Annotated in this window: 22 protein-coding genes and 1 pseudogene; 3 read left to right on the top strand and 20 right to left on the bottom strand. The window is 56.9% G+C overall.

Going from position 1 to position 26346, the window contains the following annotated elements; genetic code table 11:
- Positions 1–35: 35 nt before the first annotated feature.
- From glgX to asd, 3 genes are all read right to left on the bottom strand, one after another.
- Positions 36–2012 carry a glycogen debranching protein GlgX gene (glgX, locus tag GY169_RS02015; RefSeq protein WP_167574898.1) on the bottom strand — a complete coding sequence of 659 codons (1977 nt, stop codon included), beginning with the start codon at positions 2010–2012 and terminating at the stop codon, positions 36–38.
- 4 nt (positions 2013–2016) lie between these two features.
- Positions 2017–4203, bottom strand: coding sequence for a 1,4-alpha-glucan branching enzyme (gene glgB, locus GY169_RS02010; protein ID WP_163446744.1), 2187 nt, complete (start codon positions 4201–4203; stop codon positions 2017–2019).
- 252 nt (positions 4204–4455) lie between these two features.
- The gene (asd, locus tag GY169_RS02005; RefSeq protein ID WP_064541414.1) at positions 4456–5562 is read right to left on the bottom strand and encodes an aspartate-semialdehyde dehydrogenase; all 1107 of its coding nucleotides are present in this window, start codon (positions 5560–5562) and stop codon (positions 4456–4458) included.
- A 233-nt stretch (positions 5563–5795) separates the two neighbouring features.
- Between asd and GY169_RS02000 the strand changes: the two genes are divergently transcribed.
- On the top strand, positions 5796–6389 hold the full coding sequence (locus tag GY169_RS02000; protein ID WP_035892151.1) for a YhgN family NAAT transporter: 594 nt from the start codon (positions 5796–5798) through the stop codon (positions 6387–6389).
- 55 nt (positions 6390–6444) lie between these two features.
- On the opposite strand, the gene gntU is transcribed toward GY169_RS02000, so the two are convergent.
- From gntU to GY169_RS01975, 5 genes are all read right to left on the bottom strand, one after another.
- Positions 6445–7785, bottom strand: a complete 1341-nt coding sequence (gene gntU / locus GY169_RS01995) for a gluconate transporter (protein WP_163446745.1) — start codon at positions 7783–7785, stop codon at positions 6445–6447.
- Complete coding sequence (gene gntK / locus GY169_RS01990) at positions 7782–8315, bottom strand: gluconokinase (RefSeq protein WP_064541408.1); 534 nt, start codon at positions 8313–8315, stop codon at positions 7782–7784. The genes gntU and gntK overlap by 4 nt, the downstream gene beginning before the upstream one ends.
- A gap of 147 nt (positions 8316–8462) precedes the next feature.
- Entirely contained in the window at positions 8463–9458 is a 996-nt protein-coding gene (gene gntR / locus GY169_RS01985; RefSeq protein ID WP_064541405.1) for a gluconate operon transcriptional repressor GntR, read from the bottom strand.
- A 102-nt stretch (positions 9459–9560) separates the two neighbouring features.
- Entirely contained in the window at positions 9561–10256 is a 696-nt protein-coding gene (locus GY169_RS01980; RefSeq protein WP_064541402.1) for a pirin family protein, read from the bottom strand.
- Between the two features lie 121 nt (positions 10257–10377).
- Entirely contained in the window at positions 10378–11415 is a 1038-nt protein-coding gene (locus tag GY169_RS01975; RefSeq protein WP_167574897.1) for an oxidoreductase, read from the bottom strand.
- A gap of 266 nt (positions 11416–11681) precedes the next feature.
- Between GY169_RS01975 and yhhY the strand changes: the two genes are divergently transcribed.
- On the top strand, positions 11682–12176 hold the full coding sequence (yhhY, locus tag GY169_RS01970; protein ID WP_167574896.1) for an N-acetyltransferase: 495 nt from the start codon (positions 11682–11684) through the stop codon (positions 12174–12176).
- Positions 12177–12204: 28 nt separating this feature from the next.
- On the opposite strand, the gene GY169_RS01965 is transcribed toward yhhY, so the two are convergent.
- Positions 12205–13665, bottom strand: coding sequence for a T6SS phospholipase effector Tle1-like catalytic domain-containing protein (locus GY169_RS01965; RefSeq protein ID WP_167574895.1), 1461 nt, complete (start codon positions 13663–13665; stop codon positions 12205–12207).
- Between the two features lie 159 nt (positions 13666–13824).
- Positions 13825–15570: a gamma-glutamyltransferase gene (ggt, locus tag GY169_RS01960; protein ID WP_167577234.1), complete on the bottom strand. Its 1746-nt coding sequence runs from the start codon at positions 15568–15570 to the stop codon at positions 13825–13827.
- A gap of 119 nt (positions 15571–15689) precedes the next feature.
- On the opposite strand from ggt, the pseudogene GY169_RS01955 reads away from it, so the two are divergent.
- A pseudogene (locus GY169_RS01955) lies at positions 15690–15998 on the top strand (DUF2756 family protein); the annotation flags it as partial.
- A gap of 8 nt (positions 15999–16006) precedes the next feature.
- Here the strand turns inward: GY169_RS01955 and ugpQ are convergent.
- From ugpQ to livK, 10 genes are all read right to left on the bottom strand, one after another.
- Entirely contained in the window at positions 16007–16747 is a 741-nt protein-coding gene (gene ugpQ, locus GY169_RS01950; RefSeq protein ID WP_163446754.1) for a glycerophosphodiester phosphodiesterase, read from the bottom strand.
- Positions 16744–17814 carry a sn-glycerol-3-phosphate import ATP-binding protein UgpC gene (locus tag GY169_RS01945; protein WP_167574894.1) on the bottom strand — a complete coding sequence of 357 codons (1071 nt, stop codon included), beginning with the start codon at positions 17812–17814 and terminating at the stop codon, positions 16744–16746. Before GY169_RS01945 ends, ugpQ begins: the two co-directional genes overlap by 4 nt.
- A 1-nt stretch (position 17815) precedes the next feature.
- Positions 17816–18661 (bottom strand): sn-glycerol-3-phosphate ABC transporter permease UgpE, encoded by an 846-nt coding sequence (gene ugpE / locus GY169_RS01940; protein WP_167574893.1) that lies wholly within the window; start codon positions 18659–18661, stop codon positions 17816–17818.
- Positions 18658–19545, bottom strand: a complete 888-nt coding sequence (gene ugpA, locus GY169_RS01935) for a sn-glycerol-3-phosphate ABC transporter permease UgpA (protein ID WP_163446760.1) — start codon at positions 19543–19545, stop codon at positions 18658–18660. Before ugpA ends, ugpE begins: the two co-directional genes overlap by 4 nt.
- Positions 19546–19699: 154 nt before the next feature.
- Positions 19700–21016 (bottom strand): sn-glycerol-3-phosphate ABC transporter substrate-binding protein UgpB, encoded by a 1317-nt coding sequence (gene ugpB, locus GY169_RS01930; RefSeq protein WP_064541383.1) that lies wholly within the window; start codon positions 21014–21016, stop codon positions 19700–19702.
- 286 nt (positions 21017–21302) lie between these two features.
- The gene (livF, locus tag GY169_RS01925) at positions 21303–22016 is read right to left on the bottom strand and encodes a high-affinity branched-chain amino acid ABC transporter ATP-binding protein LivF (protein ID WP_064541380.1); all 714 of its coding nucleotides are present in this window, start codon (positions 22014–22016) and stop codon (positions 21303–21305) included.
- A gap of 1 nt (position 22017) precedes the next feature.
- The gene (livG, locus tag GY169_RS01920) at positions 22018–22785 is read right to left on the bottom strand and encodes a high-affinity branched-chain amino acid ABC transporter ATP-binding protein LivG (protein ID WP_035892174.1); all 768 of its coding nucleotides are present in this window, start codon (positions 22783–22785) and stop codon (positions 22018–22020) included.
- Positions 22782–24062, bottom strand: a complete 1281-nt coding sequence (gene livM, locus GY169_RS01915) for a branched chain amino acid ABC transporter permease LivM (RefSeq protein ID WP_064541378.1) — start codon at positions 24060–24062, stop codon at positions 22782–22784. The genes livG and livM overlap by 4 nt, the downstream gene beginning before the upstream one ends.
- Positions 24059–24985, bottom strand: coding sequence for a high-affinity branched-chain amino acid ABC transporter permease LivH (gene livH / locus GY169_RS01910; RefSeq protein ID WP_064541376.1), 927 nt, complete (start codon positions 24983–24985; stop codon positions 24059–24061). The genes livM and livH overlap by 4 nt, the downstream gene beginning before the upstream one ends.
- A 54-nt stretch (positions 24986–25039) precedes the next feature.
- Complete coding sequence (livK, locus tag GY169_RS01905; RefSeq protein ID WP_163446764.1) at positions 25040–26149, bottom strand: high-affinity branched-chain amino acid ABC transporter substrate-binding protein LivK; 1110 nt, start codon at positions 26147–26149, stop codon at positions 25040–25042.
- Positions 26150–26346: the final 197 nt, after the last annotated feature.

The raw sequence follows: 26346 nt of genomic DNA, 5'->3' as shown, positions 1-26346 counted from the left end.
CCCGCACAGGTGCGGGGTTCCGGGTAATTCAGAGACTATGACCTTTGAAATACGCACACTCCGTGCGCGGGCCCATGCCAGACAGCCATGACTACCGGCGCTTCATCGCCGGTAAATGGAGGAACGGCGCGCCACTCCCCCACGGGTAACTTCAGGTTTGCCACGTCCTGCGTCGCATTGAGCGTAATGAGCCAGCGATCGGAAAGCAGAATCTGCATCCGGCGCGCCCCGTGCTGCCACTCCTCGGCAGACAGCGGCTGCGCGTCCTGATTGAGCCATTGAACGTTACCGTCGCCCTCCTGCCACCAGCGATCGTCCGTTAAAGCCGGAATTTGCTGGCGCAGATGGATTAGGGCGGCGGTAAAGTCGGTCAGCGCATCATCCGCGTTTTCCCAATCAAGCCAGGTCAACGAATTGTCCTGGCAGTAGGCATTGTTGTTACCTTGCTGGCTGTGACCGTGTTCGTCACCGGCCAGCAACATTGGCGTTCCCTGCGATAACAGCAGCGTTGTCAGCAGCGCCTGAACGCTACCCTGCCGACGCGCCATTACATCCAGGTTTGCTTCCAATCCTTCGATACCATGATTATTGCTATGGTTATTGCTGGTTCCGTCACGATTCTCTTCGCCGTTGGCGTCGTTGTGCTTATTGTTAAAGCTCACACAATCGCGCAGGGTGAAGCCATCGTGAGCGGTGACCAGGTTGATGGCCGCGTGCGGTTGCCTCTCCTGATGCTGAAAGACGTCGCTAGAGGCGGCGAAGCGCTGGGCAAATTCCCCCAGCGACAGCGACTCCTCAAGCCAGAAGCGACGCATAGCATCACGGAAACGGTCATTCCACTCGCTGAAACCGGGCGGGAAGTTCCCCACCTGGTAGCCACCGTCGCCGATATCCCACGGTTCAGCAATCAGCTTCACCGTCGACAGTACCGGGTCGTCATGGATAGCCTTAAACAGCGGCGCATCCTGACGATAGCCCGGCGTTCGGCCAATCACCGACGCTAAATCAAAACGAAAACCATCAACGTGGCAGACGTCAACCCAGAATCGCAGGCACTGACGGGCGTATTCCACGACGCCCGGGTGACTGAGATTCAGCGTGTTGCCGCAGCCCGTCCAGTTGTGATAATCGCCGTCTTCTCTCAACCAATAATAGCTGCGGTTATCAATCCCCCGCAGCGAGAAGGTCTGACAATGCAGATCCAACTCGGCGCTGTGATTCAGCACCACATCGAGGATCACCTCAATACCGGCCTGATGCAGCGCTTTTACCGCATCGCGAAACTCGTCCAGCGCGTGCTCGGGCGCGCTGGCGTAACGCGGCGACAGGGCAAACATCGCCAGCGGGTTGTAGCCCCAGTAGTTGCGCAGCCCCATCCGCAGTAGACGCTGTTCGCTGGCGAAATGCGCCACCGGCAGCAGCTCCAGCGCCGTGATGCCAAGCCGCTTGAAGTAGTCGATCATCACCGGGTGGCCCAGCGCCTTATAGGTTCCGCGGATGGCATCCGGCAGCCCTGGGTGGCGCAGGGTCAGCCCTTTGACGTGCGCTTCGTAGATAACGGTTTTACCCCACGCGGTGCGCGGTGCGGCGTCGTCCTGCCAGTCGTACGCCAGGTCTACGACCACCGATTTTGGCGCCACCGGCGCGCTGTCGCGTTCATCCGGCGCATCGTAGCCATCGTGAAAACGCGGGTCGTCTACCGGGTCGCCCTCGGCGCGAAAACAGCACGGGTCCAGCAGCAGCTTTGCCGGGTTAAAGCGGAAGCCCTGCTGCGGATCCCACGGGCCATGCACCCGATAACCGTAACGTAAACCGGGGCCCGCATAAGGCAAATAGCCGTGCCAGACGTCGCCGCTCCGGGCGGGAAGGTCATAGCGCGACTCGTTGCCCTGCGCGTCAAACACGCAGAGTTCTACCCGCTGGGCATGCGCCGAAAAAAGCGTGAAGTTCACGCCTTCGCCGTCAAAGCTGGCGCCGAGCGGCGCGGGTTTCCCTGCTGCGAGTTGCCCCATGTGGTTAATCCCCTTCCCGTACCAGCCAGATAGTCGACAGCGGCGGCAACGTCAGGCTCAGCGACTGCGGACGACCATGGCTTTCGAGATTATCGCTGTGCACCACGCCGCCGTTACCGGCGTTGCTGCCGTGGTAATGGGCAGAATCGGTATTCAGCACTTCACGCCAGCGCCCCGGCTGATTAATGCCGAAGCGATAGTCGTGGCGCGGCACCGGCGTAAAGTTACTGACCACAATCACTTCGTTCCCGGCTTTGTCGCGGCGGACAAAGGCGAATACCGAACGCGCGTGGTCATCAACCACCAGCCATTCAAACCCGTACGGGTCGAAGTCCAGCTCGTGCATCGCTTTATGGTGGCGATAGGTATGGTTGAGGTCGCGCACCAGACGCTGTACCCCGTGATGCCAGTTATCGTCGCCTTCCAGCAGATGCCAGTCGAGGCTGCCGTCAAAGTTCCATTCGCGGCCCTGAGCAAACTCATCGCCCATAAACAGCAGCTTTTTGCCCGGGAAAGCGAACATCCAGCCGTAGTAGGCGCGCAGGTTGGCGAACTTCTGCCACGCGTCGCCCGGCATACGGTCAAGAATGGATTTTTTACCGTGGACCACTTCGTCATGCGATAACGGCAACACGAAGTTTTCCGTGTAGTTGTACAGCATGCCGAAGGTCATTTTGTCGTGATGGTACTGGCGATGAACCGGATCGAGCTTCATGTAGTCCAGGGTGTCGTGCATCCAGCCCAGGTTCCACTTAAACCAGAAGCCCAGACCGCCCATATCGGACGGGCGTGAGACGCCGGCAAAGTCGGTAGACTCTTCCGCCATACTCACCGCGCCGGGAACCTGCTCGCCCAACACGCGGTTGGTCTGACGCAGAAACTCAATCGCTTCAAGGTTTTCGCGGCCACCGAACTCGTTCGGGATCCACTCGCCCTCTTTACGAGAGTAGTCGCGGTAAATCATTGACGCCACCGCATCGACGCGCAGCGCATCAATACCGAAGCGCTCCACCCAGTACAAGGCGTTGCCCGTCAGGAAGTTACTCACTTCACGGCGGCCATAGTTATAAATCAGGGTATTCCAGTCCTGATGGTAGCCTTCACGCGGATCGCTATGCTCGTACAGGTTGGTGCCGTCAAACTCGGCCAGCGCGAAGTCATCCGACGGGAAGTGCCCCGGCACCCAGTCGAGAATGACGTTCAGACCGGCGGCGTGCGCGGCGTTGATGAAGTAGCGGAAGTCTTCGCGCGTACCGAAGCGGCGGGTTGGCGCATACAGCCCGGTGGGCTGATAGCCCCAGCTGCCGTCAAACGGGTGCTCGTTAACCGGCAGCAGCTCCAGATGAGTGAAGCCCATCCATTTAGCGTACGGCACCAGCTGCTCGGCCAGCTCGCGGTAGCTCAGCCAGTAGTTGTTGTCGGTATGACGGCGCCAGGAACCCAGGTGCACCTCGTAGATAGAGATAGGGGCGTCGAACTGGTTGGCTTTTTTGCGTTCTTCGCTCTGCTCAACTTTTGGCGGCAGCCCGCAGATCAGCGATGCCGTTTCCGGGCGCATCTGAGCTTCAAAGGCATAAGGGTCTGCTTTAATCCGCAGCGCGCCGCGAGCGTCGATCATCTCGAATTTATACAGCTGACCGTTGTGTGCGCCGGGGATGAACAGCTCCCAAATTCCGGTTTCCCGACGCAGACGCATCGGGTGACGGCGGCCATCCCAGTAGTTAAACTGCCCGACGACGGAAACGCGCTGGGCGTTAGGCGCCCAGACCGCAAAGCGAGTCCCGGTGATGCCGTCCATCGTGTCCGCATGCGCGCCCAGTTTTTCATACGGGCGCAGGTGGGTACCTTCGGACAGCAACCATGCATCCATTTCCTGGAGCAATGGGCCAAAGCTATAGGGGTCATCAATAAGATTCTGTTGGCCATGCCAAACGACAGCCAACTGATAGCGGAAGAAATTTTTACGACGCGGCAGAATGCCACAAAAGAAACCGCGTGAGTCCACGCACTCCAGCTTGCCCACTTTGCGCCCGGTTTTGGGTTCAATCACCCAAACGTCGGTCGCGTCAGGCAGTAACGCCCGGACTTCCAGCCCTGCTTCCGTTCTGTGCATCCCCAGTACGGAAAAAGGATCCGCAAAATGGCCTGAGATCAGTGCATTAATCACGTCTCTATCAACACGATCAGACATGCTTCATCATCCTTAGTTTTGTATCGCCTCAATCCAATTTAAATGGCGACATTTGTGACCTGAACGGTGCGGCACGAAGTTGTGTGCCTCTCTCGGCCCCGTTCAACCTTCAGTCAAGGTGACAGACCTTGATTAAAGCATAGTCAACGCTTTACCTGACTCCTGAGAGAAAAATAGACATAATTGCGTTTACTCCCTTGTATTACGCAAAAAAAAGGGGTGGTTCGCCACCCCTGATCGATGAATAAATGTTTACGCCAATTGACGTAGCATACGACGCAGCGGCTCGGCTGCGCCCCACAGGAGCTGGTCGCCAACGGTGAACGCTGACAGGTATTCCGGCCCCATATTCAGTTTGCGCAAACGCCCAACTGGCGTGGTCAGCGTACCGGTGACCGCCGCCGGGGTGAGTTCGCGCATCGTGATTTCACGATCGTTTGGCACCACTTTCGCCCACGGATTGTGCGCAGCCAGTAATTCCTCCACAGAACTTATGGAAATATCTTTTTTCAATTTCAGGGTGAATGCTTGGCTGTGGCAACGCAGCGCGCCGATACGTACGCATAACCCATCCACCGGAATCACCGAGGAGGTCGCGAGAATTTTGTTGGTTTCCGCCTGGCCTTTCCACTCTTCACGGCTCTGGCCGTTATCGAGCTGCTTGTCGATCCACGGAATCAGGCCGCCCGCCAGCGGGACGCCAAAGTTATCAACCGGCAGATCGCCGCTGCGGGTCAAGGTGGTCACTTTGCGTTCGATGTCGAGGATGGCGGAAGCCGGGTCGGCCAGTTCGCTGGCGACGTGGTTGTGCAGCAGGCCCATTTGGGTCAGCAGTTCGCGCATGTGGCGCGCGCCGCCGCCGGAAGCCGCCTGATAGGTAGCAACAGAGGCCCACTCAACCAGATCGTTGGCGAAGAGGCCGCCCAGCGACATCAGCATCAGGCTGACGGTGCAGTTGCCGCCGACGAAGGTTTTAATCCCGTTGTTCAGACCGTCGGTGATGACCTGCTGGTTCACCGGGTCGAGAATAATGATGGCGTCATCTTTCATGCGCAGCGAGGAGGCGGCGTCAATCCAGTAACCCTGCCAGCCGCTTTCACGCAGCTTAGGATAGATTTCGTTGGTATAATCGCCGCCCTGACAGGTAACAATAATGTCGAGCGCCTTCAGCGCTTCAAGATCATAGGCGTCCTGAAGCTTACCACCGGTGGTGCCGCCGAACGACGGCGCAGCTTGACCTAACTGAGAGGTGGAGAAGAAGACCGGGCGAATGGCGTCAAAGTCGCGCTCTTCAACCATGCGTTGCATGAGTACAGAGCCGACCATCCCGCGCCAGCCGATAAAACCAACATTTTTCATAACGAATTTTCCTGCAGATATGTGCTGTTATTGCTTACCAGTTCCACTGGGCATCCCTTCACATTACAAAAAGCAGCTAAAGTCGCAAGTGAAATTAATCAATGATTGCAAAGCAATCAGAAATGCAACTTATTCCCCCCAGTTATAGGGGGCACATTTATCCACGTTGAACTCCGCAACGCAGACGATGTGTAGAGCAGAAATTCCACAACAATTATCAGGGAATTTGAGTCATGAGTGAAATCTTTTCCGCCGCTGTTTTATTGATCCTGATTATGGATCCACTGGGAAATTTGCCCATTTTTATGTCGGTGCTAAAACACACGGAACCCAAGCGCCGCAAGGCGATCATGATACGTGAGCTTTTAATCGCACTCCTACTGATGCTGATTTTTCTCTTCGCGGGCGAGAAGATTCTGGCGTTTTTAAACCTGCGCGCCGAGACGGTTTCTATCTCCGGCGGCATCATTTTATTCCTGATTGCCATTAAGATGATTTTCCCCAGCGCCACGGGGAACAGCTCGGGGCTGCCGGCGGGTGAAGAACCGTTTATTGTCCCGCTTGCCATTCCACTGGTTGCCGGGCCGACGCTGCTGGCGACGCTGATGCTGCTGTCGCATCAGTATCCCAACAATCTGTCGCATCTGGTCATTGCGCTGCTGATTGCCTGGGGGGGCACAGTGGTGATTTTGCTGCAGTCGTCGCTGTTCCTGCGCCTGCTGGGCGAGAAAGGGGTTAACGCGTTAGAGCGTCTGATGGGATTGATTCTGGTGATGATGGCGACCCAGATGTTCCTGGACGGCATTCGGATGTGGATGAAGGGATAATAAATCGTTGCACCGTACAATCCCTCTCCCCATTGGGGAGAGGGAGCACTTCAGGTCAGCTCAGCAGCGAAAACGCCACCATACCGACAATCGCGCCTACCGTACCAAGAATGGTTTCCATCATGGTCCAGGTTTTCAGCGTCTGCGCTTCCGTCGCGCCGGTAAACTTACCGAACAGCCAGAAGCCTGCGTCGTTCACGTGGCTCACCACGATAGAACCGCCGCCGATACAGATAGACAGCGCCGCCAGCTGAGCGCCGCTGTAATGCAGCTGCTCAATCACCGGCATCACCAGGCCAACCGCAGTCAGACACGCAACCGTCGCGGAACCCTGAATAATGCGCACCGCAGCGGCCAGAATGAAGCAGGTCAGCGCAATCGGCAGGCCCATCCCGGTCAGGGCTTCACCCAATGCCGGGCCGACGCCGGAATCCACCAGCACCTGTTTGAACACGCCGCCCGCACCGATAACCAGCAGAATAATCCCCGCTGGCTGCAAGGCCGCGCCACAGATCGCCATCACTTTGTCTTTTGCCATGCCCTGACGGAACGCCAGGCCATAAATCGCCACCAGGCAGGCAATCAGAATCGCGGTGAATGGGTGACCGATAAATTCAAACCACTGATAGGTTTCGGACTCCACCGGCACAAAGCGCGCGGCGATCGTTTTCAGACCCACCAGCACCAGCGGCAGCAGAATCAGCGCCAGGCTGAAGCCGAAGGACGGCATTTTGCCTTCGCCAAGGTGCGGCTCGGTAATGTCATCAGGAATATTCAGCTCAACGTAACGGCTGATAAAATTGCCCCACAGCGGCCCGGCAATAATCATCCCCGGAATCGCCGCACACAGGCCAATCAGAATCATCCAGCCAAAGTCGGCGTGCATTTGGGAAGCCAGCAGCATTGGCGCTGGCCCCGGCAGCAGAAACGCCGCAGCGGCTGCCACACCGGCAAACAGTGGAATCACCAGCTTCACCAGGTTGGTGCCAGTGTGACGCGCCATAGAGAACGCGACGCTAATCAGCAGCACGATCGCCACTTCAAAGAACAGCGGCAGCGCACAGATAAGGCCGGCGATACCAATGGCATAGTGCGCGCGGCTGTGGCCGAAGGATTTCAGCATTTTGACCGCAATCTGATCGACTGCGCCCGTCTCATGCAGAATTTTGCCGAACATCGCGCCCAGCGCGACCACGATAGCCAGGAAGCCCAGCGTACCGCCCATGCCTTTCTCCATGGTTTCCGCGATTTTAATCAACGGCATACCGGAGAAAAGCCCTGCACCAATAGAAACCACCATCAAAGCCAGGAAGGCGTGCATACGCGCCTTCATGACTAAAAACAGCAGCAGTAAAACGGAACCCACTGCTGTTAAAACTAACGATAAAGTTGTCACGCGATACGGCCTTTGTTAATCACTTCAATGGTGCTGTCGATAACGCCTTCCAGCGGCTGATCGATATCAACCACCAGCACGTCGCGTTCGTCAGCGCCCGGTTCTTGCAGGGTTTCGAACTGCGTCACCAGCATTTGGGTCTTGAAGAAGTGGCCCTTACGCGCTTTCAGACGGCTCTCAATCACCTCGAAATCCCCTTTCAGGTAGACGAAGGAGAGATTCGGGTTCCCTTCACGCAGAATGTCGCGGTACGCTTTTTTCAGCGCGGAGCAGACAATCAGCGAGACTTTGTTCGTGCGCTGCATGGCGAACGCGGCGTCATTCAGCGCCTGCAGCCAGGGTTTGCGGTCGTCGTCGTTCAGCGGTTCGCCGGAGGACATTTTGACGATATTGCTGCGCGGGTGCAGGAAATCGCCGTCCAGAAACGCGGCGTTCAGGCGATGTGCGACTTCGCTGGCAACGGCGGATTTACCGCTGCCGGATACGCCCATCAGTACATAAACGTGGTGATCGTGGTTAGTCGTGCTCAAGGCGTCCTCCTGTTGGGCACTGAGAATTTGTTACGGGTAACAGTTATCGGTAACATTGTCATGCTGAGCAACTGGATAAGCAATAACCATTCGTGCCGGAAGTGAATTACGAGTGAATATGTGTGATCTAGTTCAAACTTGTGAGGCCTAAATAGAACCACCCGGTGACAAAGTGAAACCTAAATCTAACATCTTCGGCGTCACTACCTCACCGCGAATACGGGCAAGCAGACGCTCCGCGCCAATGCGCCCCATGCGCTCACGCGGCGTCAGGACACTGGCGAGACGCGGTTCCATCACCTGGCCGATATCGTGGCCGTGGAAACCGGCAATCGCGATATCGTCCGGAATTTTCAGCCCCAGACGCTGGCACTCAAACGCCGCGCCGACCGCGAGGTCATCGTTGGTACAGAAAATGCCGTCCAGCCTGGAGAATTCGCGTCGTGCCTGGCGCATCAGTTCGATGCCGGAAGTGTAAGACGACGACTGCTCCACCATCACGCTATACGGCGTCAGACCTGCGTCAAGCATCGCCTGCTCGTAGCCTTTCTGTTTGATAATAGTACGTTCATCGAGACGCGCGCCTAAATAGGCAATGTGCCGATGACCGCGCGCGATAATCGCCGCCGTCATCTGCCGCGCCGCTTCAAAGTTATCGAAACCCACGGCGATATCGAGGCACGGAGACTGGCTGTCCATGAGCTCAACAACCGGGATACCGGCAACTTCGATCATTTTCAGGGTACGCGGCGTGTGGGTACGTTCAGTGAGAATCAGGCCGTCAATGTTCCAGGAGAGCATCGACTCCAGGCGCTCCTGCTCCATTTCCGGCTTGTAGCCGTAGTGGGCAAGCATCGTCTGATAGCCGTGGGCGTCGGTGACGCTTTCCACGCCGCGCAGCACTTCCGCAAAGACCTGGTTGGTTAATGAGGGCAGCAGCACGCCGATGGCGCGACTGGTCGCATTGGAGAGAATATCGGGAGCCCGATTGGGGATATAGCCCAGATCATCAAGCGCCGCCGCAATTTTACCGCGTAACGCTTCGGAAACCTGCTCCGGGTTACGTAAAAAACGGCTCACCGTCATTTTGGTTACGCCAACGCGATCGGCAACATCCTGAAGTACGGGTCTTTTCTTTTTCATCGTCCAGTGGCAAACAAAGGTGAAATATTGCTGAAGTTTACCACGGAGATGACGCAACCTCCCCGCAAGATTGGGGAGGTTGCGCTAATTATTTAAGACGGATCAAACTGGCGGCAGATCGAAGAGTAAAATTTCGCTTTCGCTGTCGGCGTGAACCGAAATCGCCTGCTCATCCCAAATCGCCAGACCATCGCTGGTGGTGGCTTTGGTGCCATTAATCGAGACTTCACCTTTCACGACCTGAATCCACACGCGGCGATCGGCGGCAATCTGGTGTACTGACTGTTCGCCTTTTGCCAGCGCCCAGCGGTACAGCTCCATATCCTGGTAAACCTTCAGCGAACCTTCACGCGCATCCGGCGACAGCACCAGCTGTTTGCCCTGCGCGGCGTCGAAGCGACGCTGTTCGTAGCGCGGCGTGATGCCGGTTTTTTCTGGAATAATCCAGATCTGATACAGGTGCAGCTTATCGGTGGCGCTCGGGTTGTACTCCGAGTGACGCACCCCGGTACCGGCGCTCATAATCTGGAACTCGCCCGCCGGAACCTGCTCTTTGTTACCCATGCTGTCCTGGTGCTCCACGGCGCCTTCCAGCACGTAGGTCAGGATTTCCATGTCTTTGTGCGGGTGAGTACCGAACCCCTGGCCTGCATCAATCACGTCATCGTTAATGACGCGCAGCGCCGAGAAGCCCATGTAATTCGGATCGTAGTAGTCGGCAAAAGAGAAGGTATGCCAGGAATCCAGCCAACCATGATTCGCGTGACCACGTTCATTTGCTTTGCGTAAGAAAATCATTTTTTACCCCCTCATGTTTTCGATGAAACAAGTTTGGACGTAAACCGCTCAGGATGATAGTGGGTGAAAATTGACTCCTCTGTTCAAAAAATATGAACAAGAACAGAGGAGCCATTTTTACTTATTTGGCAAGGGTAATCGTGGCAGGAGACGGTTGCTCAAAGGCGCGCTCAAGCAGTTCCATATTGGTAAGAGCCTCAGTTTCCTTGACGAAATTCGGCGCGCCTTGGGTCAGCGTCTGATACAGCGCATCGTACACTCGGCCATAGTCGCCACGCTCGGCCTGCCACTGCTCTTTTACCGTTTCCCCCGCATCGTTGACGTACTCCAGCTGTGCCAGTGAACTATCCGCCGCAAAGCCCGCATCGCCCGGCATAATGCCCGCTTTCAGGCTGGTTTCCTGCTGATCGATACCGTACTTCACGAAGGAGCCTTTGGTGCCGTGCACGATAAATTTCGGGTAGTCGATTTTCACCAGGTGGCTGGTTTTCACTATCGCCTTCAGGTTGCCGTAGAACAGCTGAGCTTCAAAGGTATCATCCGGATTGGCCGGATTGCGCAGGCTGCGAATGTCGTACGCCGCGTGATCCGGACGACCAAACAGCGAGATGATTTGGTCCATGGTGTGCACGCCCAGGCCATAAAACGCGCCATCCTGCGGGCGCCCCGGCTGGGTCGGCGCTTCCGGACGGTAGTAGTCAAAGTGGCTTTCTACTTCAATAATCTCGCCCAGCTTACCGCTCTCAATGGCTTTTTTGGCGGTCAGGAAGCAGGAGTCAAAGCGACGGTTCTGATACGGAGAGACGGTCAGCCCTTTGCTTTTCGCTAACGCAAACAGTTCCTTCGCTTCCGCCAGCGTCGGGGTGAACGGTTTTTCTACCAGTACGTTCTTGCCCGCTTCCAGCGCTTTTTTCGCGTACTCGAAGTGGCTATCAGCATGGGTGCAAACCACCACCAGCTTCACCTGCGGATCGTGCAGAATATCGTTCAGCTCGCTGGTGAAGTGAATGTGCGCATACTGCGGCGCCTGCTCGTCCGGCTTCGGACTGCGGCGATAGATATGCGCCACGTGCCAGTCGGCTTTGCGGTGCAGAACGTAGGGAAGATGGTAGCGGGTGGTGCTTTTGCCAAAGCCGATAAAGGCGCAGTGCAGAGTCATGGTTCAGTCCTTTTGAAGAGTTTGCTGAATACCATAGCGCAATGACAGACAAAAAAAAGCCAGCAATAAGCTGGCTAAAGTAATACTGGAAGCAATGTGAGCAATGTCGTGCTTTCAGGAACTCCGCAAGGACGCCCTGAATGCAGGACAATAATAATCATTCTCATTCGCAACTGTCCAGTGATTTTTGCAAAAAAAGCTAATTGACGCACATTTCAAAATCAATGATGTTAAAAGGGACTTTTACACCACAAAGGAAATGAAGAATGAGTGACATCGTGATACGCCACGCTGAACCCAAAGATTTCGACGCTATCCGTCAGATCCACGCCCAGCCGGAGGTGTATCACAACACGCTACAGGTGCCTCATCCTTCCAGCCACATGTGGCAAGAGCGGCTAGCCGACCAGCCAGGTATCAAGCAACTGGTCGCCTGCATCGATGAACAGGTGGTTGGCCACCTCAGTATTGCCATCCCCCAACGCCCTCGCCGCAGCCACGTCGCCGATTTTGGTATTTGCGTCGATGCCCGCTGGCAAAACCGCGGCGTCGCCAGCGCGCTCATGCGCACCATGATCGATATGTGCGACAACTGGCTGCGCGTCGACCGCATTGAACTCACCGTGTTTGTCGATAACGCGCCGGCGGTGGCGGTGTATCAAAAGCACGGGTTTGAGATCGAAGGCACCGGGCGCAACTATGCGCTGCGTAATGGGGAGTATGTGGATGCCTATTTTATGGCGCGGGTGAAACCCATTTAAACCGTTCGCCCGGCCACGTGCCGGGCACTCACCACTTTTTGCCGTTCAAATCGTAGACGGTCCTGACCCACCCTTCATCAGGTCTATTCACAAAGCCGAGCGTTTCCGCTACCGCCGCGCCGCCATAAAGCTCGCCTGCATCATTCACCGTCACGCTGTTCCAGTTAGCCGAGCAGTGAATATAGTCCTGCGCCAGCGTATCTAATTCCTGCGTGCTAAACCCGTTTATCCGCGATCCTACGCGTACCGCCTTCCCCATTTGTCTGGCGCGCTCGACAAGGGGTATTAACGCCTCCGGCAAGTGTAGCGTCGGCTCATCAAACAGCACGCCGGCAGCACGTGCCGCATCCAGCATCACCCATAACGCGGCCTGCGACCAGTCGGCGCTGACCAGTCGCTGCCGCAAGGTCAACGCCGCAAAACATCGTTTTTGCATCTGCCCGTAGCGATCGTTCGGGGCAAATTCATCCTCCCAGGTTGCCGGCATCACCGAGTGCGTTCGCATTAAGGGAGCCATTACGGGGGCGTTGTTGAGTGCGGAAAGCTGCGCGACAGCTTGCCGATAAACCCGCGATCGTTCGCCTGGCTCATTCCACGGCACCGTCTCAACCTGCGGGCGCGTGAGAAAGAGATCCTCACGTATTCGCGGCAGATAGCCGCCGCCGATATCCGAATGCGCACCCGGTAGCAAAAGCTCCGGCCATGCTGGTGCGACGCTGTTCAGCGCAAAGTTATAGCGGCATTCATGCTGAGCGACGATGTGAAAAACGTGTTCCGCCACGCCCGGACGCAATACAAGATTGACCTCGCCGGTGTCAGGACCGTGGGGATCCATACCGTTGGCAAGCGTCGCGATAGCGGCAACGGTATCAAATAGACCAATAAAGCGGCAGCGCATCCGTGGCAGATCGCCTACGGCAGAGGCAATAGCGCGAAAGATAGCCGGATCTTCCGATTGAATACGATTGGCAAAATGGCGAGCCGCCGCCGCACCGCGGCTGAAGCCAAAGAGATCGAACAGCACGCAATCAACTACCCACGGACCACTTAACGAAGCGAGTGCTACCGACACCGCTGACGCCAGACGGGCAATAGCCTCATCGGTTTTGGCTATCACGCCATATTCTCCGGTGCCAAAACCCATCCCGATGACGCAATCAGGCTTTCCCACGCAGGTACCCACGCCCTCAATATAAATCGCCTGTTGAATCCGTTCCTTCCCGGCAGAATCGGGGAGCGCGTAGAGCGCCTGCAACGCGTAAATATTGGTGTAATAGCCGAGATAACTCGCCGCTTGCGTACCGCTTACCCCGAAATGCGTTTGGGCATGACGCCTGAAAAGGGGTTCTGCCTCGACGCTATCGATATTTCCGTGCTGTTGACGAAAAATCTCCACCATTTTTTGGGTGGTTAACGCATTATTGCCCGTACCATCAAAAAAGATCCCCAGCGCAAGCGTCACCCTTCTTACCGGTACCTCTGCGTCCATCACGCCCCCTCTTGCTGAATAAAGAGGTCAACATGACACGGTGATTTTCGCAGGCAAAAACGTTTTTCGTTACAGCTCGCGATTAACGGTAAGCAATTCTCTTATCTATTTATTGAAGTTATCTGATCTAACATTTTATAGTTAGATCAGATATATAGCTTAATAACCCACAGTTAAATCATCCGGCGAACGTGGGTCCGAGGCCCCATACAGCGTCCCGTCCGGGTCGACCATAATGCTCTGCGTGCTGCCCATCGCCTCTTTCAGCGCCACCTTCTGCCCTTTCGCCTCCAGCAGCTTGAGCGTGTCCGGGCTAAAGCCCTTCTCGACCCGCAGTTCGTCCGGCAGCCACTGGTGGTGGAAACGCGGCGCGTTGGTGGCTTCCGCCACGTTCATACCAAAATCGATGCTGTTGACGACCATCTGCAGCACCGTGGTGATAATACGACTACCGCCCGGACTACCGGTCACCAGCCAGGTTTTGCCGTCTTTGACGACGATGGTCGGCGACATTGACGACAGCGGGCGTTTCTTCGCCTCTACCGCGTTGGCGTCCCCCCCTACCAGCCCATAGACGTTCGGCACGCCGGGCTTGGCGGAAAAGTCATCCATTTCGTTATTCATCAGAATGCCGGTGTTACCCGCCACGATACCGGTGCCGAAGGTGGTATTGAGGGTGTAGGTCACCGCCACCGCATTGCCGTCTTTATCCACCACCGAAAAATGGGTGGTCTGGTTGCTTTCGTATGGGGCCAGCTTGCCGGGTTTAATCTGGCTGGAAGGCTTGGCTTTGTTGATATCAATCTGGTCGGCAATTGATTTAGCGTAGGCTTTGTTGGTCAGCGCCTGCCACGGTACCTTCACAAAGTCCGGATCGCCGAGATATTCCGAACGGTCGGCATAGGCATGCTTCTCCGCTTCGGCCATCAGCTGCATCGCATCAGCGCTGCCAAAACCGTATTTATGCAGATCGAAGTTTTCCAGAATATTAAGAAGTTGCACGATGTGAATCCCGCCGGAAGACGGCGGCGGCATGGAGAATACTTCATAGCCGCGATAGGTGCCGCTAATAGGCGTGCGCTCGACGGCCTTGTAATTCGCCAGATCCGCCTTACTCAATAGCCCGCCGTTTTTCTGCATCTCTTCGGCAATTTGATCGGCAATCGCCCCTTTGTAGAACGCATCCGGCCCGTGCTCGGCAATCAGCTCCAGGCTTTTCGCCAGATTAGCCTGCACCAGTTTATCCCCCTTCTTCAGCGGTTCACCGTTTTTCCAGAAGATGGCCTTGCTGTTGGCGTGATTCGGCAGTACTTCGCTGCCGTAGGTTTTCAGATCGTCGGCCAGCGCATCGTTAACGATAAAACCCTCTTGCGCCAGCTTCAGCGCCGGGCGAATGACTTTGTTGAGCGGCAGTGTGCCGTATTTTTCCAGCGCCAGGGAGAAACCGGCGACGGTGCCCGGCGTGCCGGAAGCCAGATGCGAAGTCAGCGATTTTTTGCTGTCCGGGTTGCCGTGATCGTCGAGGAACATGTCGCGCGTTGCCTGCTCCGGAGCCATTTCACGGAAATCGATCGCCGTGGTTTTACCGTCTTTGGTGCGCAGCAGCATAAACCCGCCGCCGCCGAGGTTACCGGCCTGCGGGTGCGTAACCGCCAGCGCGTAGCCAACCGCGACCGCCGCGTCGACGGCATTGCCGCCCTGGCGCAAAATCTCCACGCCGACTCGCGTGGCGGCGGCATCCACCGAGGCCACCATGCCCTGCTGGGCGCGGACGGGATGAAACACATCTTCTTCCACGCCGTAGGAGACGGGAGGCGGAGGCGGCGCGGCTACGGCGCTAAAACAGCTTCCTGAGAGCAGAGCAGCAAGGGCTACCCGGCGGAAAAACGTCGGCGTTGTTATCATCATCATTCTCCAGAGCGTGCGGTGAGGTCCCCACTAAGCCTGGTTCAAAATGCTGAAATAATCCTCGTTCTGGCGGGAAAGGAGTAAACTTAAGAGATCCCCTACAAGGAGGAAAGATGATGAAACGATTACTGATTCTCGCAGCGCTGCTGCCGTTCACCGCGCTGGCTGCGCCGTTGAACATCGACAATAACCCGAACCAGCCGGGTTATGAGATCCCCAGCCAGCAGCGCATGCAGTCGCGAATGTTGAACCAACAACAGCAGCAGAAAGGGATGCTGAATCAACAGCGGCAGGTGCAGACGCAGCAGCAACAGCTGCATCTGCAAAACCAGCTCAAGGCCAACCAGCAGCGGGTACAACAGGCCCAGCCAGGTACACTCACCCCGAATCAGCAGCCGCTGCCCAACAACAACGGCGGCATGCTGAAGCAGTATTAAGGCTGGAAATCCGGGCCAATGACGTCAATCGCATCGGTACAGATGCAGTTCACGCCCCAGCGCAGCAGCTCCCGCGCGCGCTGGGGGTTATTGACCGTATAAACCAGAATCTTTAACCCGGCCTCGCGCAGCGCATCCACGCGCGCCTCATCGAGTAAACGATGGTTAAGGTGAATGGAAACGCAGCCCAGTCGCGTGGTCAGCTCACGCCAGTCGTCGCGCCACTCGTCGAGCAGCAGGCCGCGCGGCAGCTCTGGTGCGGCAAGCTGCGCCGCTTCCAGCGCATCGATTTCAAACGACGATAGCAGTGGCGGCGTCATGTCGGCCCACAGCTCGCGGGCGGCCAGCGCCACGACTTTGCCGGTCAGCGGGCCGGTGCCTGTGGTGGGTTTAATCTCAATATTCGCCATCATGCCGTGCTGACGGCAGCGTTCCGCCACCTGCGACAGCAGCGGCAGCGGTTCACCCTTAAAGCTGCTGGCAAACCAGCTGCCCGCGTCCACACGCAGCAGATCCTGCCAGTTCAGATCGCCTGCCACGCCCCAGCCGTTGCTGGTGCGTTCAAGGTTATCGTCATGCAGCAGAAAGATCTGCCCGTCTTTCGACAGCTTGGCGTCAAACTCAATCATGGTATGCCCATAGCGCGCACCCACGTCGATCGCCGCCAGCGTATTTTCCGGCGCTAATTTGCCGCCGCCGCGATGGGCGACGATATGAGGATAGGGCCAGTTGCTCATACTCGCATTCCTGTTTCACCGTCAAAGAGGTGCAGATGTTCATCCGGCAGATGTAGCCACAGTGTAGTGCCTGCATTCGGGCGCTGCTGGTGCGGCAGACGAACCACCATTTTCAATTCGCCAAAGCGCCCGTGCGCCAGGTTATCTGCACCTAAAATTTCCAGCGTGTCGATGACCATCGGCACGCCGCCTTCCGCCTGCGAGCTTAACGCAATATGTTCCGGGCGGATACCCAGCGTCATGCGACGTCCGGCATATTCACGACGCCCTGCCGGAATCGGGAGCTGCATTCCATTGGGCAACACAAAGCGCGTGCCGGACGCATCCAGTTGCCCGTCCAGCAGGTTCATTGCCGGGCTGCCGATAAAGCTCGCCACAAAACGGCTGGCCGGTTTCTCATACACTTCCACCGGCGTGCCGATTTGTTCGGCAATGCCTTTGTTCATCACCATCACCCGCTGGGCAAGGGTCATCGCCTCCACCTGGTCGTGAGTGACGTAAAGCGAGGTTGTTTTCAGACGACGATGCAGTTGCTGTAGTTCAAGACGCATCTGCACGCGCAGCTTGGCATCAAGGTTAGAGAGCGGCTCATCAAACAGGAACACCGCCGGGTCGCGTACAATCGCGCGCCCCATCGCCACGCGCTGGCGCTGGCCGCCGGACAGTTCGCGCGGACGGCGCTTCAGCAGGCCATCCAGCTCAAGAATACGCGCCGCTTCCCGCACCTTTTCCGCGATGTGCGCTTTCCCCATACCGCGAATTTTCAGCCCCCAGGCCATATTCTCTTCCACGCTCATATGCGGGTAGAGGGCGTAGTTCTGGAACACCATCGCAATGCCGCGATCCTTCGGCTCCATTTCGGTGACGCGCTTGCGATCGATCCAGATGTCGCCGCTGGTCACTCGCTCAAGCCCGGCCACCATGCGCAACAGCGTCGACTTACCGCAGCCCGACGGGCCGACCATCACAATAAACTCGCCGTCCGCCACGTCCAGCGTCAGCGGTTGAATCACCTGGGTTTTGCCGTCCCAGCTTTTGCTTACTGCCTGTAATTTCAGTCCTGCCATGTTATTTCTCACTGTCCACTAAACCACGCACAAACGCCCGTTGCATGGCTAAAACGATAACGACCGGAGGGATAAGGGTGAGCAGCATTGCCGCCATCACCTGATTCCACTGCGTGGTGCCTTGCCCAATGGCGATCATGCCTTTGATGCCCGCCACGGCGGTGCCGAGATTGACGTCGGTGATGATCAACAGCGGCCAGAGATACTGGTTCCAGCCATAGATAAAGGTGATAACGAACAGCGCCGCGAGGTTGGTTTTTGACAGCGGCAGCACGATGTCGCGGAAAAAACGCATCGGCGAGGCGCCGTCAATGCGCGCGGCTTCAATCAGCTCGTCCGGCAAGGTCATAAAGAACTGACGGAACAGGAAAGTCGCGGTGGCCGAGGCCATCAACGGCAGCGTCAGGCCCGCGTAGCTGTCGAGCATTTTCAGGTTGGCAATCACTTCCACCGTCGGGAAGATACGCACTTCGACCGGCAGCATCAGGGTGATAAAAATCATCCAGAAGAACAGGTTACGCAGCGGGAAGCGAAACCAGACAATGGCAAACGCCGACAGCATCGAGACGGTAATTTTGCCGACGGTGATGGCGAAGGCCATGATGAAGCTATTAAGCATCATCAACCAGAACGGCGCGCTGTTGGCCCCAACGCCGTTCACCCAGATGGCCTTCATGTTCTCAAACAGATGGCCGCCGGGGATCAGCGTCATCGGCGTTTCAAATACCGCTTTGTCGTCCAGCGTTGCCGCGGTGAACGCGACGTACAGCGGGAAGAGAATCACGATAATCCCCAGGATCAGCATGGTGTGGCTGAAAATAGTCAGCCCGCGACGGTTCTCAATCATTGGTAACGCACCTTTCTTTCCACGTAGCGGAACTGCACCACGGTCAGGATGATGACGAGGAACATCAGCACCACCGATTGCGCGGCAGAGGCCGAGAGATCCAGCCCGGCGAACCCTTCACGGTAAATCTTATAAATCAGCGTGGTGGTGGCTTGTACCGGGCCGCCTGCCGTCGCGGCATCAATCACCGGGAAGGTATCAAAGAAGGCGTAAACCAAGTTCACCACCAGCAGGAAGAAACTCACCGGCGCAATCAGCGGCAGCGCCAGCTTGAAGAAGCGGCGAATCGGGCCGGCGCCGTCGATGGCGGCAGCTTCTACCAGCGAGCGCGGAATCGACTGCAGCGCGGCGAAGAAGAACAGAAAGTTGTAGCTGATTTGCTTCCACACCGAGGCGAAGACCACCAGGAACATCGCCTGGCCGCTATTCTGCGCGTGGTTCCAGTCGTAGCCGAACTCACCGAGAACGTGGGTAATCAGCCCGCGTCCTGGGTTGAACAGGAAGATCCACAGTACCGCGGCAACGGCGGGGGCAACGGCGTATGGCAGCAGCATCAGCGTCTGGTAGAGACGACTGCCGCGCACGACATAATCCACCAGGGCAGCAAAAACCAGCGACACCAGCAGGCCGCTCACCGTTACCATGGCGCTGAACTTAATGGTCGTCCAGAAGGCGTCGAGATAGTAAGGGTCATGAAACAGCGTGACGAAGTTATCCAGGCCAACAAACTGGCTGGAGAGCCCAAACGGGTCGACGCTTTGCAACGAGTACCACAGCGCTTCGCCGGCGGGCCAGATAAAGAAAATAACGGTGATAATCAGCTGCGGGGCGACCAATGCATAGGGCAGCCAGCGCGATTTAAACACCGGACGGGATGATGACATAGTTAAACTCTGCGTTGGTTTTCCCCTCACCCCGACCCTCTCCCCAAAGGGGCGAGGGAGAAAAGACAACCCGGTGCAATCTCTACCAGACGGCGCCGAACGGTCCCCTCTCCCCTATGGGGAGAGGGTTAGGGTGAGGGGTAAGGCGGTTAAATTAAGACTTGGTCGATTGCTCGAAGCGACGCAGCAGCTGGTTCCCGCGCTCTACCGCAGAATCCAGCGCCTGCTGAGGCGTTTTCTTACCGGTCCAGACGCTTTCCAGCTCTTCATCCACGATGGTACGAATCTGCGGCATGTTGCCCAGACGCAGGCCTTTGGTGAACGGCAACGGTGGTTTGTTCAGCATCTGACGGGTCGCGATATCCGCGCCTGGGTTCTTGTCGTAGAAGCCCTGCTGGCGGGTCAAATCGTACGCGGCGGTGGTGATCGGCAGGTAGCCGGTTTTCTGGTGCCATTCGGCGGCAATTTCCGGCTTCGCCAGGAACTCGAGGAATTTCGCCACGCCGGTATAGGTCTCTTTATCTTTACCCTGCATCACCCACAGGCTCGCCCCGCCGATGATGGCATTCTGCGGTGCGCCCTTGACGTCGGCATCGTACGGCATCATGCCGACGCCGTAGTTGAATTTGGCGTAATGGCGAATATCCGCCAGCGAGCCGGAGGACGCGGTCGTGATCGCACAGTCGCCGTTGTAGAACTTCTCGGTGGATTCGTCTTTACGTCCGAAGTAGCTGAAGTCGCCCTTCTTGTTCAGATCGGCAAGCAGCGCGATATGTTTAACCTGCTCCGGCTTGTTGAACTCCAGCACCGCATCGGTACCGTCGAAGCCGTTGTTTTTGCTGGCGACCGGCAGACCGTGCCAGGCACTGAAGTTTTCAATCTGGATCCAGCCCTGCCAGCCGCTGGCGTAGCCGCACTTCATACCGGCGGCTTTCAGCTTCGCGGTGTAGTCAGCCAGGTCCTGCCAGGTTTTCGGCGGCTGTTCCGGGTCTAAACCGGCTTTTTTGAAGGCATCTTTGTTGTAGTACAGCACCGGGGTAGAGCTGTTAAACGGCTGAGAGAGCAGATGCCCGGTTTTGGCATCGGTGTAGTAACCGGATACCGTCGGCACAAACTGAGATTCGTCAAACGTGATCCCGGCATCGCTGAACACCTGATACACCGGCTTAATCGCTTTTGACGCCATCATGGTGGCGGTGCCCACTTCATACACCTGTAGAATCGCCGGCGCATTGCCGGTACGGAAAGCGGCGATACCCGCGCTCAGGCTCTGCTCGTAGTTGCCTTTGTAGATCGGGGTAATTTTGTAGTCCGGGTTGGCGGCGTTAAAACGCTGCGCCAGGGAGTCAACTTCTTTGCCCAGCTCGCCTTCCATGGAGTGCCAGAACGGAATTGTGGTCACTGCCATCGCCTGGCTCGCCAATGCCAGACTTAACGCCAATCCTAAAGCTGTATGTCGTAACGATATCATCGGTTATCTCTCTTTTTGTGCCGGGATGCGCGATATCACGCGTTTTATGTTCGCGGGGGTAACATGACATGCTCGAATGACAGAAAAATAACTTTTTTATTACAAAAAAAAGATAGTAAGGCGACAAAGGGATGGCAAGGAGGTGACGGTGGTAAGGAAGGAAAGTGGGAGCTGTGGCACGGATAGAGAAACGCCGGATGGCGATGCGAACGCATCTTATCCGGCCTACGAGTAACGGTAGGCCGGATAAGGCGTTTACGCCGCCATCCGGCATTGTTGCTGTGAATTAACCGCCGAGGTACGCGCTACGCACCGCTTCGTTCGCCAGCAGCGCATCACCGGTATCGGATAGCACCACGTGGCCGTTTTCCAGCACGTAGCCGCGGTCGGCGAGCTTCAGCGCCTGGTTGGCGTTCTGCTCGACGAGGAAGATGGTCATACCCTGCTCGCGCAGCTGTTCGATGGTGTCGAAGATCTGCTGGATGATGATCGGCGCCAGCCCCAGAGAAGGTTCATCCAGCAGCAACAGGCGCGGCTGGCTCATCAACGCGCGGCCAATCGCCAGCATCTGCTGTTCGCCGCCGGACATGGTGCCCGCACGTTGAATTCGACGTTCATGCAGGCGCGGGAACAGTTCGTAAACCCACTTGATGCGCTCCTGGAACTGATCGCGCTCGGCAAAGAAGCCCCCCATCGCCAGGTTCTCTTCCACCGTCATGCGCGAAAACACACGACGCCCTTCCGGCACGATCGCCACCGCTTCACGCATGATTTTCGCCGTCTGCCAGTCGGTAATGTCTTTATCATCAAAGACAATCCGCCCGCTGGTCGCGCGCGGGTCGCCGCACAGCGTGCCGAGCAGCGTGGTTTTCCCCGCGCCGTTCGCCCCGATGAGCGTCACGATTTCACCCTGATTAATGTGCAGACTGACCTCGTGCAGCGCCTGAATTTTGCCGTAGTGGGCGCTGACTTTGTCGAACGATAACATCACTTTATCCATATTATGCCTCACCCAGATACGCGCGGATAACATCCGGGTTGTTGCGGATCTCTTCCGGCGTGCCGTTAGCCAACGGCGTGCCCTGGTTCACCACGTAGATACGGTCGGAAATGCCCATCACCAGCTTCATATCGTGCTCAATCAGCAGAATGGTGGTGTTGTGATGATTACGCAGTTCGGCAATCAGCTCGTCGAGCTCTTTGGTCTCTTTCGGGTTGAGGCCAGCAGCCGGTTCGTCGAGCATCAGGATTTCCGGCTGGGTCACCATACAGCGGGCAATCTCCAGACGACGCTGGTCGCCGTAGGCCAGGTTACTGGCCTGACGGTTGGCGTGCTCCAGCAGGCCGATACGCTCAAGCCAGGTGGCGGCGCGGTCCAGCGCTTCGCTTTGCGCGCGCTTGAACGACGGGGTTTTGAGCAGGCCGGAGAAGACGCCGGTTTTCAGCTGCTGATGTTGCGCCACCAGCAGGTTTTCAATCACCGTCATTTCGCGGAACAGACGCACGTGCTGGAAGGTGCGCACCACGCCCATGCGGGCGATTTGCTGGCCCGGCAGCCCTTCCAGGTGCTGGTCGCGCAGCATAATGGTGCCGCCGGTGGGCTTGTAGAAGCCGGTCAGGCAGTTAAAGACCGTGGTTTTCCCCGCGCCGTTCGGGCCAATCAGGGAGACGATTTCCTGAGGATGCAGCTCCAACGCCACGTTGTTGACCGCCAGCAGGCCGCCAAAACGCATCATCAGGCCGTTAACGGATAATAATGGCTGACTCATGCCTGCTCTCCTTCTTTCGCTTGCCCGTTTTTCAGTTTCAGCTGTGGACGGGTCATCGGCAGAAGGCCCTGCGGACGCCAGATCATCATCAGTACCATCAGGCCGCCGAGCATCAACATGCTGTATTCGTTAAAGTCACGCATCAGCTCGCGCGACACAACCAATAGAATCGCGGCGAGGATAACGGCAAACTGCGAACCCATGCCGCCCAGCACCACAATTGCCAGCACGAAGGCCGACTCGGCAAAGGTGAAGGATTCCGGGCTGACAAAGCCCTGACGCGCGGCAAACAGCGTGCCGGCAAAACCGGCAAACGCGGCGCTAATAGTAAAGGCGGTCAGCTTGATGCGGGTTGGGCTTAAGCCCAGCGAGCGACAGGCGATTTCATCTTCACGCAGCGCTTCCCACGCGCGGCCCAGCGGCATGCGCAGCAGGCGGTTAATCACGAACAGGCTCAGCACCACCAGCAGCAGCGCCACCAGGTAGAGGAAGATGACGCGATCGGACGGGTCGTACTTGACGTTAAAGAAGTTGCTGAAGGTGTCCCAGCCGCCTTCGCGCGCGCTGCGGCTGAACTCCAGGCCAAAGAAGGTCGGTTTTGGAATCTGGCTGATGCCGTTCGGGCCGCCGGTGATTTCGGTGTTGTTGAGCAGCAGGATACGGACGATTTCGCCGAAGCCTAAGGTCACAATCGCCAGATAGTCACCACGCAGACGCAGTACCGGGAAGCCCAACAGGAAACCGGCAGCGGCAGAGACCAGCCCGGCGATTGGCAGACAGGTCCAGAAGCCGAGGCCGTAATAGTGGTTCAGCAGCGCGAAAGTGTAGGCGCCGATGGCATAAAAGCCGCCGTAGCCCAGCACCAGCAGGCCGGACAGCCCCACCACCACGTTCAGACCCAAGCCCAGAATAATATAAATCATGGTCAGGGTTGCGATATCAACCGTACCGCGCGAGACCATAAACGGCCACGCCACGGCAATCACCAGCAGCGCAATCAGGAACAGCTTTTGTTTGACCGTCGAGCCGTCAATCGCCGGCAGAATAAACTTCGGCCCGGAGACGCTCTTCAGCCCTTTCTGGAACAGAGGGCGCAGCAGCTGGAAGAAAAAGACCACCGCGGTGCCAATAAAGATCCACTGCCAGCGGATATCCGCCGCGCTGCCGACCACCAGCTTAGTGCCATCGAGCTGCAGCTGCACGCCCATAAAGACGCCCGCCAGGACGAAGAACATCGCCGCCGACAGCAGCGCCATCGCAAATTGCATCGGTTTCATACTTTCTCTACCTCCGGGCGGCCCAGAATACCGGTCGGCATCACCAGCAGTACCACGATCAGCAGCGCGAACGACACAACGTCTTTATATTCGGTGCTCAGGTATGCCGACGACAGCGCTTCCGCAATGCCGAGGATCAGCCCACCGATCATCGCCCCAGGAATACTGCCGATACCGCCGAGAACCGCGGCGGTGAAGGCTTTCATCCCGGCCATAAAGCCGATATACGGGTTGATAACGCCGTAGAACTGGCCGAGCAGTACGCCCGCCACCGCCGCCATCGCCGCGCCAATCACGAAGGTCAGCGCAATCACGCGGTCAGTGTTAATGCCAAGCAGGCTGGCCATTTTCAGGTCTTCCGCGCAGGCGCGACAGGCGCGGCCCATACGGGAGTAGCGAATGAACAGCGTCAGCGCCAGCATGGCAATAAAGGTCACAATCCAGATAACCAGCTGCATGGTGGTGATAGAGGCGGAGAAGTTATCGCTGCTGCCCACAATCCACTGACCGTTAAACAGGCTCGGCAACGCGATATCGCGCGAACCCTCGGTCAGGCTGACGTAGTTTTGCAGGAAGATAGACATCCCGATAGCGGAGATCAGCGCGATCAGACGCTTAGAGTTTCGCACCGGGCGATAGGCCACCCGTTCAATGCTCCAGCCGTAGGCGCTGGCAATGACAATCGCCCCGATAAAGCCCGCCGCCACCAGCAACCAGCTGGTGTCGATGCCCATCATCATCAGCGCGGCGATGATCATAAAGGAGACATAACTACCGATCATGTACACCTCGCCGTGGGCGAAGTTGATCATGCCGATAATCCCGTACACCATGGTGTAACCGATGGCGATCAGTGCATAGGTGCTTCCCAGCGTTACGCCGTTAAACATCTGCTGCACAAAGTAGAGAACCTGCTCTGACATAAATTAGCCTTTTGCTACCCCTGCGGATCTACGCCCGCCAGGGGGAAATGAAGGTTACTTCACCGCGGTGGATGAGCCATCGGCGTGCCACTGGAAGACGCCAAATTCAAAGCCTTTCAGATCGCCTTTGTCGTCCCAGCTCAGCGGCCCAATCACGGTTTTCGCGCCGTTTGCTTTTAAGTCTTTAATCAGCGCCTGAGGATCATCGCTGCCGGTACGTTCCATGGCGGTTGCCAGAGACTGTACGGCGGCGTAGGTGATCCACACATACGGACCGCTCGGATCTTTCTTCTGCGCTTTCAGGGCATCGACGATAGCGCTGTTTGCCGGATCCTGGTCATAGCGTTTTGGCATGGTAACCAACATGCCTTCCGCCGCATCGCCCGCGATGTTCGACAGCGAGGCGTTACCCACGCCTTCCGGCCCCATAAACTGCGTTTTCAGCCCTACGGCGCGCGCCTGACGCAGCATCTGGCCCATTTCCGGGTAGTAGCCGCCGTAGTAAACGAAGTCGATATTCTCTTTTTGCAGACGGGCAATCAGCGCGGAGAAGTCTTTTTCACCGGCGGTGATGCCATCGAAGAAGACGATATTGCCGCCGCCTTTTTTCAGCCCGTCCTGCACGGAGCGCGCCAGGCCTTCGCCGTACTGCTGTTTGTCATGAATGATGGCGATGCGTTGCGGCTTCACTTTATTGAGGATGTAGTTTGCCGCCGTCGGCCCCTGAGAGGAGTCCAGGCCCGCGGTACGCATGATGTACTGATAGCCGCGCTGGGTCAGTTCCGGGTTGGTCGCCCCCGGAGAGATCATCAGAATGCCTTCATCTTCATAAATATCGGAAGCAGGCTGTGTGGAAGAAGAACACAGGTGGCCGATGACATATTTAATGCCGTCGTTGACGATTTTGTTGGCCACCGCCACCGCTTGTTTCGGGTCGCAGGCGTCGTCGTACTCAACGCCCACCAGTTTGTCGCCCTTAATGCCGCCCTTCGCGTTGATATCCTTAATGGCCTGGCGCGCGCCGTTGAACTCCATGTCGCCCCACTGCGCGACCGGGCCGGACATCGCCCCGACAACCGCAACCTTGATATCGTCAGCAAAAGCCGCGTGAGACATAGCCAGCGCGATCATCCCTGCGATTACTGTTTTTGTATTCCTTTTCATACTTCGGGATCCTCATTCGTGATGTCGTGTTTACACGTCGTGGCGTGTATATATTTTGTAATTTAGTGGTTAAAAAGCATTCTGTACTTTTAATATACAACGCTATTTTTGCCATTATCTTTAATGGGTTAGCGCAGCTTTTTGGCTAAAAACAGACTAAATTCTCTATTTTTCAGTCTATTAAGGAAAGATAATAT

This window comes from Kluyvera genomosp. 3 (assembly GCF_011765685.1).
GTDB lineage: Bacteria > Pseudomonadota > Gammaproteobacteria > Enterobacterales > Enterobacteriaceae > Kluyvera > Kluyvera georgiana_A.
Note: the sequence above shows the minus strand (reverse complement) of the source record. Positions and strands in the feature narration are given on the sequence as shown.